General features: G+C 45.2%; 6 protein-coding genes. 3 read left to right on the top strand and 3 right to left on the bottom strand.

All coding sequences use genetic code 11. The features are described from left to right. The first annotated feature begins 115 nt into the window (after positions 1 to 115). Entirely contained in the window at positions 116 to 1,468 is a 1,353-nt protein-coding gene (locus HXW94_RS17465; protein WP_178368179.1) for a Fic family protein, read from the top strand. A 27-nt stretch (positions 1,469 to 1,495) separates the two neighbouring features. Here HXW94_RS17465 and HXW94_RS17470 read toward each other — a convergent pair whose 3' ends face one another. Together HXW94_RS17470 and HXW94_RS17475 are read right to left on the bottom strand one after the other, a co-directional pair. After that, positions 1,496 to 3,094 (bottom strand): AmpG family muropeptide MFS transporter, encoded by a 1,599-nt coding sequence (locus HXW94_RS17470; protein ID WP_178368180.1) that lies wholly within the window; start codon positions 3,092 to 3,094, stop codon positions 1,496 to 1,498. 17 nt (positions 3,095 to 3,111) lie between these two features. Further along, a complete protein-coding gene (locus HXW94_RS17475) occupies positions 3,112 to 3,951 on the bottom strand; it encodes an MBL fold metallo-hydrolase (RefSeq protein WP_178368181.1) in 840 nt (279 codons plus the stop codon). A gap of 271 nt (positions 3,952 to 4,222) precedes the next feature. Between HXW94_RS17475 and HXW94_RS17480 the strand changes: the two genes are divergently transcribed. Together HXW94_RS17480 and HXW94_RS17485 are read left to right on the top strand one after the other, a co-directional pair. Then, positions 4,223 to 4,525 carry a phasin family protein gene (locus HXW94_RS17480; RefSeq protein WP_178368182.1) on the top strand — a complete coding sequence of 101 codons (303 nt, stop codon included), beginning with the start codon at positions 4,223 to 4,225 and terminating at the stop codon, positions 4,523 to 4,525. A 14-nt stretch (positions 4,526 to 4,539) separates the two neighbouring features. Beyond that, complete coding sequence (locus HXW94_RS17485) at positions 4,540 to 6,246, top strand: ABC1 kinase family protein (RefSeq protein WP_343054689.1); 1,707 nt, start codon at positions 4,540 to 4,542, stop codon at positions 6,244 to 6,246. Positions 6,247 to 6,269: 23 nt separating this feature from the next. Here the strand turns inward: HXW94_RS17485 and HXW94_RS17490 are convergent, their stop codons facing one another. After that, the gene (locus HXW94_RS17490; protein WP_178368183.1) at positions 6,270 to 8,222 is read right to left on the bottom strand and encodes an alpha-amylase family glycosyl hydrolase; all 1,953 of its coding nucleotides are present in this window, start codon (positions 8,220 to 8,222) and stop codon (positions 6,270 to 6,272) included. Between the last annotated feature and the right edge of the window lie 469 nt (positions 8,223 to 8,691).

Here is an 8,691-nt window from a genome sequence, read left to right on the forward strand (position 1 = left end):
TCTTTATCTCAAAATACTTTTTTTAAAAAAATGGTATTTACAGCCGTATGATTGAATGCTACTTTTTGTTTGATCACTTTTTAATAAGGTGCAAAAAGTCAACAAGGATGTTCAAATGAAAGTACCAGTAACACCACCAGATTATTTCAAAATAATAAACCAAGGTGATGGGCCTGATTTCCTGACATACCTTAAGACCTGTAACGCAGTTGATGAAAAGGGACGTTACCTCCATTGGGACAAGTTGAGGCATCATGCCCCACCGGAAGGGCTCACAGTTGAGCAATGGTGGGCTGGAATAAAGTTAATCAGACTGAATCAATCTAAGAAATTAAATTTTGAGAGCAAGGACGGCATTTCTTTTAATTTTACAAAAACAGATGAAATTGAGGAGCAGACACACTGGCTCGATAAAAATGCTGCCGGCACAATAAAATCAAGTTTTCCAATTGATGCTAAGTCCGGTATGAAAAAAGAATATATCATCAAATCTCTGATAAGGGAGGCTACGACGTCGAGTCAGATTGAAGGAGCAACAACCACACGCGAAGTTGCAAAAGAAATGATTCTTCAGGATCGTGCCCCAAAAAACCATAGCGAGCAAATGATATATAATAATTATCATGCAATGGAATTTATCTTAGAAAACAAGTCTGAACCACTAACGTTAAGTATGGTTCTTGAGTTGCATAAAATTCTCACAACAAACACATTAAAAGATGAGAAAAAAGCAGGCGTTTTTAGAACTGTAAAAGACGCAGATATTTATGTTGCTGACGAAGTAACGAATAAAGTTTTACACCTTCCTCCAGGTGCAAAAGGAATTGAAAAAAGAATAGAAAGATTATGCCGATTTGCCAATGGCCAAGGGAATGGATTTATACACCCGGTTCTTAAGGCCATTATCCTTCATTTCATGCTTGCCTATGAACATCCTTTTATAGATGGTAATGGGCGGACAGCCAGAGCGCTATTCTATTGGGCAATGATTAATGAGGGGTATTGGCTGACTGAATTTATTTCGATCTCTCAAGTAATAAAACGATCTCAAACACAATATGCCAAGGCATTTCTATACACTGAAACAGATAGCAATGATCTTACCTATTTTATATTGCATCAATTAGACGTAATAAAAAAGGCAATCTCAGAACTTCATGAGTACTTAAGTGAGCGAACGCAACGAATTCAAGAGGCACAAGAGCTTCTTCTTGGTGCGACACTAAAAAAGGAACTAAATTTAAGGCAATTATCATTACTTCACCATGCTTTAGCGAATCCTAATTTCATTTATAATATCAATCAGTATAAGAGGAATTATGCGATTGCATATGACACTGCACGTAAAGACTTGCTTCAAATGTCAGATGAATTTTCGTTTTTAAGAAAGTTAAAAGATGGTAAAACGCTCGTGTTTCTTGCACCAGCAGACCTGAAAGAACGAATTGAAAAGATGAAAAAAATTTAACGTTAAGAAGAATCCAGAAACTGGATTTCACCTGCGGTCCTTAACTTGCAGTCGAACGCCGCAGATCAGGATTAAAATCAAAACCGGAATACCCATCACGGCGGTCACGGTGAAAAATACAGGATATCCCAGCTGGTCCACCATGCCCCCGGAATATCCGGAAAACACCTTTGGCACAAGGGTCATTAATGACGAAAATACGGCATATTGAATGGCGGTGAACCGGACATTGGTCAGGCTGGATAAAAAGGCCACAAAAGCAGCGCCGGCCAGGCCGCCGGCCAGATTGTCCGCAGAAATCACAAGGTAGAGCATGGGCAGGGCCGGACCGGTCCAGGCCATGAGTACAAACAAAAGGTTGGTAACTGCTGACAGCAATGCCCCGGCAAAAAGAATGCGCATCACCCCGAACTGGATGGACAGGGTGCCCCCCAGAAAACCGCCGGCAATGGTCATGAAGAGTCCAAATGTTTTTACGATGCTTGCGATGTGAATCTTTGAAAATCCCATGTCCTGGTAAAAGACATTGGAAATCACACCTAAAACAATGTCGGAAATCCGGTACAGGCCGATGAGCGCAAGCAGCAACCAGGCCAAACTTAAACCGTACCGGGAGAAAAAATCCGATACAGGTTCAACATAGGCGGACCGGATCATCTCCATGTCCGCCACTTTCAGGGCCACCATCATCCTTGCAGCCAGAAGCCCGGCGCAAATCCCCCCGGCAAGCCTCGCTGTTTCAATGATAAATCCGGCTGCAGAAGAACTTTTTACGACAAAAATCATCTGCGCTTTTAACGTTGATGCAATCCCGGATGAAAAATAGAACCATCCGACAAAAGCCGCGGCAGACACTAAAAAAAGGACGAAAAACCGGGCATGATCCGTGGTCCGGGCGTGATTTGTTTCTCTGGCCGTAACTTCAGGTTCTTTAATTACAAAGACCGTGATCATACCAATGATCATCAGTCCGGCCATGATCTGATAGGCCGTGCGCCAGGCCGTATAATCATAGGCGCCCGGGGCTGAGCCTTTGATCTGGGCCAGAAACAGGGCACCGGCGCCGGCGGCCAGCATTCCGATCCGGTATCCGGCAATATACACGGAAGCCATCAGGGCCTGGAGACTTTCGCCGGCCGATTCAATGCGGTAGGCATCAATGGCAATATCCTGGGTGGCCGAAGAAAAGCCTAAGCCCACAGCGGCCAGGGCCATAAAAACCATATCATTTTGGCCTTTTGCCGGATCAATCATGGAGATGGCAAAAATGGATGCGGTAATGCCGATCTGGGCCAGAAGTATCCAGGCCCTGCGCCGGCCGAGCCTCCGGCTCATTACCGGAATGGGCATCTGATCTACCAGCGGCGCCCAGATAAATTTAAAGGAATACCCCAGGGCTGCCCAGGAAAAAAAAGTGACCGCCGAACGCTGGACCCCTGCCTCACGCAGCCAAAGGGACAGGGAGGAAAAAATCAGCAGAATGGGAAGTCCTGCGCTGAACCCGAAAAAAAGCATGGTCACCACACGGGGGTGGGCAAAATGCTTGACGGATTCCCAGGTTTTTGTAAAAAAACGCTGCAGATTTGACGCCCAAGAGCGTAAAAAAATTAATAATGCGCGTAACATACGATTTTACATAAGGCCTATAAAAAGATTTCAAAATCCGTAGAAACGGCATAACAGGATGTGGAAAGGTGATGATCATTGAAAAACCGGCGGCATTGCGCCACCATGGCATCCACCTGGTCATCGGTTCTGTCCTGGTTGATATGGATCAGGCCCAGCTGCCCCACTGATGCCCTGGCGCTCAAGTCCAGAACATCGGACAGGCAGGAGTGACCCCAACCGGTTTTATTCAGATATTCATCATCCGTGTACTCGGTGTCATGAAACAGTACATCCGCGTTCGTTGAGAAGTCAATATATTCTTCAATGCGTTTTCCTTGGGAATGGGTATATCCCAGTTCATTGTCCGTAAGAAAGACAAATGTTTTCCCATTTTCCGTAAACCTGTATCCCATGCTGTTTTGGGAATGGGAGGTGGGAATGGTTTCAATGTCCAGGCTGCCGATGGAAAAACGATTGTTCAAGGATGAATCAAACCGGATGTTGGCGTTGTAATCCTTTAACTCCACAGGGAAAAAAGGCATGCACATAACTTGATCAATCACATTTTTTGTGGTCAGGCCGGCAAAGGTACGGTCCTGGATATGAACCGTTGTGTTTTCATGAAACAAAGGATGAAAAAAAGGCAAACCAATGATATGATCCCAATGGGTATGGGTCAGAAGCAGGTAACATGTCTTAATTTCTCTTTGGACCAAATGCTTACCAAGCCTGCGTATACCGGTACCGGCATCAATGATTACAATTTCACCGGAATTCGCCTGGATTTCAAAACAAGTGGTATCGCCGCCGTACCTAGTATATTGATTCCCTGATACACAGATTGACCCCCTGGCTCCCCAACATTTTATTCGCATGCGCCTTTTGTATCCATTATTTAGACATTCATTTTTCAGATCAGAACTAATATCTCAGACTCAATGAAACCAGGCCAATAAATAAACATTATTTTTAGCAAAAAAATAACTATATTTAAACCTTGTTATGGTAATAACAGATTTTTTTATTCATACACTTTTACCCGAATCTTATGGTAAGATGAATGCCATTATTGAATGGGGATACTTGTGTGGAAGATATACAGGATGTATCCTTTGGCGTAAAATAATTTTTTTTAAGGAAACGAACATGCTTGAAAGTATAAAAAACACGCTGCTCTCCGGGGTCGGTATGGCGCTACGCTCCAAAAAAGAAATTGAGACCTTTGCCAAGGAATTTGCAGAACAATCTGAGATGAACCAAAAAGAGGCCAAGGACTTTTTAGAAGAGTGTAAAAAACGGTACGATGACGCAAAATCCGGCCTCGATAAAAAATTAGAAGAGGTTGTGGAATCGGTACTTAAACGTTTGGATCTGCCCACCCGTGAGGATGTTGATACACTGAATGCCCGCATTGATGCCTTGTCTGAAAAAATTGAAAAGGATGCCTGAACCTCGGTCATCGAGTGAAATCCAGGCCTTTTGCCCTGACTATGCTCAGTTTTAAGACCATTTCCAAGGTCACTAAACGGTACCGGCATCTGGTCCGTTACCAACAAATCATTGGCATCATTGTCAAATACGGATTTGAAGATATTATTATTGCCACAAAGATTGATCATTATCTCGATAAAATTCCGTTTTCAAAACCCCATCAAAAACTGTCCAGGAATCAACGGATCAGGATGGTGTTGGAGGAGCTTGGTCCCACGTTCATTAAAATGGGCCAGGTATTATCCTCTCGCCCTGACCTGATCCCCCTGGATTTAACCCGGGAGCTTGCTAAACTCCAGGACAAGGTGCCGTCTTTTTCGTTTGAACAGGTCGGACAAATTATCCTTGCAGAGTTCGGCAATCCCATCCGTGACGTGTTTCATTGCTTTGAGGAATCTCCTTTTGCTTCGGCTTCCATCGGACAGGTTCACCGGGCAGAACTGTCGTCAGGCGAACAAGTGGCAGTGAAAGTCCAGCGCCCGGGTATCCGCAAAATAGTCGAAATTGATCTGGAAATCATCCATTACCTGGCCCAGGTCATGGAAAAGAATATAGAAAATATAGACATATTCCGACCCGTAAAAATCGTTGAAGAATTTGCCCAGTCCCTGGCAAAGGAACTGGATTACATGGTGGAGGCGGCCAATATGGAACAGATGGCAGACCAGTTTGCCAAAGAGCCGGCCATCCATATTCCTGAAGTATATTGGAGCCATTCCACACAACGGGTACTGTGTATGGAATTTATCCGGGGCATCAAGGCTGACAATCTTGAGGCCATTCAACGCGCAGGGCTTGACAGAAAAAAAATTACCCGTATAGGTGCTGATTTTGTCATGCGCCAGGTTTTTGAGTTTGGTTTATTCCATGCCGATCCCCATCCAGGCAATATTCTTATACTGGAAGACCAGCGTATCTGCATGATTGATTTCGGCATGACCGGATTTGTGGATTCGACCACCCGGGACTTGTTCATTGATTTACTCCAGAGTCTTGCATCAAAAGACACACGGAATACAGCCCGTCTGCTGTGCCGACTGACAGTGCCTGACGAATCGGTCAATATGGCCGCCCTGGAAAAGGATATTTCACAATTTTGCGCCATATATTTGTCCAGAAAGCTTGAAGAAATCAATCCCAGCCGTATGATCCACCAATTTCTTGAGCTCTGTGCCCGGCACGGGTTGCGAATCCCCCCGGACCTGTTTCTAATGATAAAGGCGTTTATCAGTATTGAAGGGGTGGCACGCACATTAGACCCACAGTTTGATATGCTTGGCCATGCCCGGCCCTATATCAGGTCGGCCGGCTTGCGTAAATATTCCGTGTCGCGCCTTTCCAGGGAATTCACCGGCATAGCCAGGGATATCTTTGCCCTTTTGCAAACTTTGCCATCGGATACAAGCCATATTATCACGCAGATCAAACAGGGCAAAATTAAGGTCTCCATCAAAATTGAAGACCTGGAACGGGTGATGATGATCCAGGATCAAACATCCAATCGAATCTCTTTTGCCATTATTATTGCTTCCCTGATCCTGGGCTCGGCCATTGTACTTAACTCCCGGATACCTCCCATGATTCTGGGGGTATCCATCATCGGCATCGCTGGTTTCATTGCTGCTGCCGTCCTCGGTATCTGGTTATTGGTAGCCATTATTCGCAGGGGGCGACTGTGATTATGGCGCTTAAGTGCTTTTCTCTATTTTTCACATAGCCAGTAAAAACCGTATCCGGGAATAACAAGACTGTTTTTAAAGATATCCGGACTTTCCCCGGAATACAAATCCACCAGCGTTTTGTATTGTGGTTTCCATGTCCCGAGGTCGTCCAGGTTGAGATGCTGAGGGTGTTCACTGAAATTGGCCACCACCAGCACCTGCTCGCTTGGCTGTTGCAGGTGGTAACGCCCAAAAACAAAAAGGTGCGGATTGTCGACTTCGATAAGCTCTCGATTATTGAAATCGGCAAAGACCGTAATTTCTTTTCTTATGGAAATCATCTGTTTCAAGGCAGTGAAAATTTTATACTCGACGGTGCCTGGACTGTTTCTCCTTTCCGCTTTCTCCCAGTCAAACCATGGTCGGTGTACCCAACGTGAATCCCCTGCTTTAAGGGGATCGTCAAGGTAGGAATCGTTGTTGAGGGTGCCGATTTCATCGCCGTAGTAGATAAGCGGGATACCACCAAAGGATAGAATCATGCTGTGCAGGAGCAGGATCATTTTGATTGAATCGTCTATGGCTTTATTGTCGCCCGTTTCAAGCGCATGTTCCAGACCGACAAGTGACGCAAGAGAACCTGAGATACGAGTGTCGCCGGTCTTACTGTTCTGTCCGAAAGGCAGGCCGCGGGCGTGGGATTCCTCAAATTTTCCGGTGAAATAATCGACCAGAAATTTCCGGTGCCGGGCGGGTTCGTAATCACAGAGTACAATGTCTTGATCATCAAACCCCAGGCCGATATCATCATGACAACGAACGTAGTTTAGCCAGGTGGCTCTATCCAGTTTGACCGGCAGGTTCTTGATCCCCTGATTGAGCAGGCGGGCATTTTTGGTCGCGACCGCGTCCCATAACAGCGCCATAAAGGTGGCATTGTAGGCAATCTCACACTCCTTGGCGATAACCGCATCTTCCCCAAAATATTTTATCATCTCTACCGGCGCAACAATGGCCTCGGCAATGTAGACGACCCCAGGTGCGGTGACCTGGCAGCAGTCTTTGAAAAGCTGTAAAAGCAGATGTGCTTCCCGTTCATTTTGGCAGGTACTGCCTATTTTTTTCCACAGAAATGCCACGGCATCAAGCCGCAGAACATCGGCTCCCTGGTTGGCCCAGAAAAGGATTATGTTGAGCATCTCAATAAAAACTGACGGGTTGCTGTAGTTAAGATCCCACTGAAAATCATTGAAAACGGTCATAACCCAGCGGCCCATGTCTTCGTCCCAGGTGAAGTTTCCAGGCGATGTCTCCGGAAATATTTCAGGCATGCTTTGTTCGAACATATCCGGGATGTTGCGCGTTGCAAAGGTGTAGTAGTAGTCTTGATATTTTTTTTCACCCGCTCTGGCGCGCCTTGCCCAGTAGTGCATGTCCGAGGTGTGGTTGACAACGACATCGAGTACGAGCAGGAGATCGCGCTTTCTCATTTCGGCTGTCAACTGTTGAAGATCTTTCAAAGTACCAAGCTCAGGGTTGATCTGTCTAAAATCATTGACAGCATAGCCGCCGTCACTTTTTCCTTCCGGACAGGGTAATATCGGCATGACATGAATCAGGTTAACACCCAGTTCCTGAAAATAGTTCAGGTGTCCCTGCAGGTTTTTGAGGTTGCCTGCAAAGCCTTTACAATAGAGCGCCATTCCGACCAACTGCTGGCTGAGAAACCAGTTGTAATCCTTTTCCCGGTCCAGATCGAGCCGGCGAAGATTTTCCGGGCGCTTGATATACTGCATCGCCATGGTTTCAACCAGCTTTTGAGCCTGCGCTACAAAATCCTCGCGCTCCCCGTAAAGCTTTTGAAACAGGGAATAAATGCTGTAAAAATTTGCGCCAAGGCGGGTGTAGAAATGTCGCAGATCCTGCTCGGAGATTTCCGGTTTAATGCGGTTCAGAATGTCATTTAAAAGTGTATGGGCAACTTGTTCGTACATATTCTACCTTATTTCCTCTCATGGTACTTTTAATTTTTTTTCCTAATTTTCCAAGGCAGCCAAATTCCAAATAAGAATTGAATATATTATTCTATTTATAAATTGCAAGCGTTGGTTTCAGCGATTATAAATTAGCGCCCTTTGGGCGGACTGTTAGGTGCTGGGTGCTGGGTGCTGGGGATTTGAATTTTTTTAACTTCCCTGGGGTGAAGCCCCTGGAAACTGGAAAACGGAGCTTGCGTCAGAAAGTGTAAAGTACTTGTGAAGGATGGAAAAATATAGTCGATTTAAAAGTATTAAAAAATATCAATAAGTAATTTATTAAAATCATAAGTAGTGTTTTATAGTAAAAATCCTGACCCGAAGGGCCAGGATTTGGGTTAAGCCCAGAGGGCATGAACTACTGTCCTCACACAAATTTCGAGACCTGACCTTGGAACGATTGAACAGTAACGTTCAAAAGCGTCTA

It is taken from the genome of Desulfobacter latus (assembly GCF_013389365.1).
Classification (GTDB): Bacteria; Desulfobacterota; Desulfobacteria; order Desulfobacterales; family Desulfobacteraceae; genus Desulfobacter; species Desulfobacter latus.

Coding starts and splice junctions, on each gene's coding strand:
- HXW94_RS17465 (WP_178368179.1), top strand. CDS start 116: ATGAAAGTACCAGTAACACCACCAGATTATTTCAAAATAATAAACCAA.
- HXW94_RS17470 (WP_178368180.1), bottom strand. CDS start 3,094: ATGTTACGCGCATTATTAATTTTTTTACGCTCTTGGGCGTCAAATCTG.
- HXW94_RS17475 (WP_178368181.1), bottom strand. CDS start 3,951: ATGCGAATAAAATGTTGGGGAGCCAGGGGGTCAATCTGTGTATCAGGG.
- HXW94_RS17480 (WP_178368182.1), top strand. CDS start 4,223: ATGCTTGAAAGTATAAAAAACACGCTGCTCTCCGGGGTCGGTATGGCG.
- HXW94_RS17490 (WP_178368183.1), bottom strand. CDS start 8,222: ATGTACGAACAAGTTGCCCATACACTTTTAAATGACATTCTGAACCGC.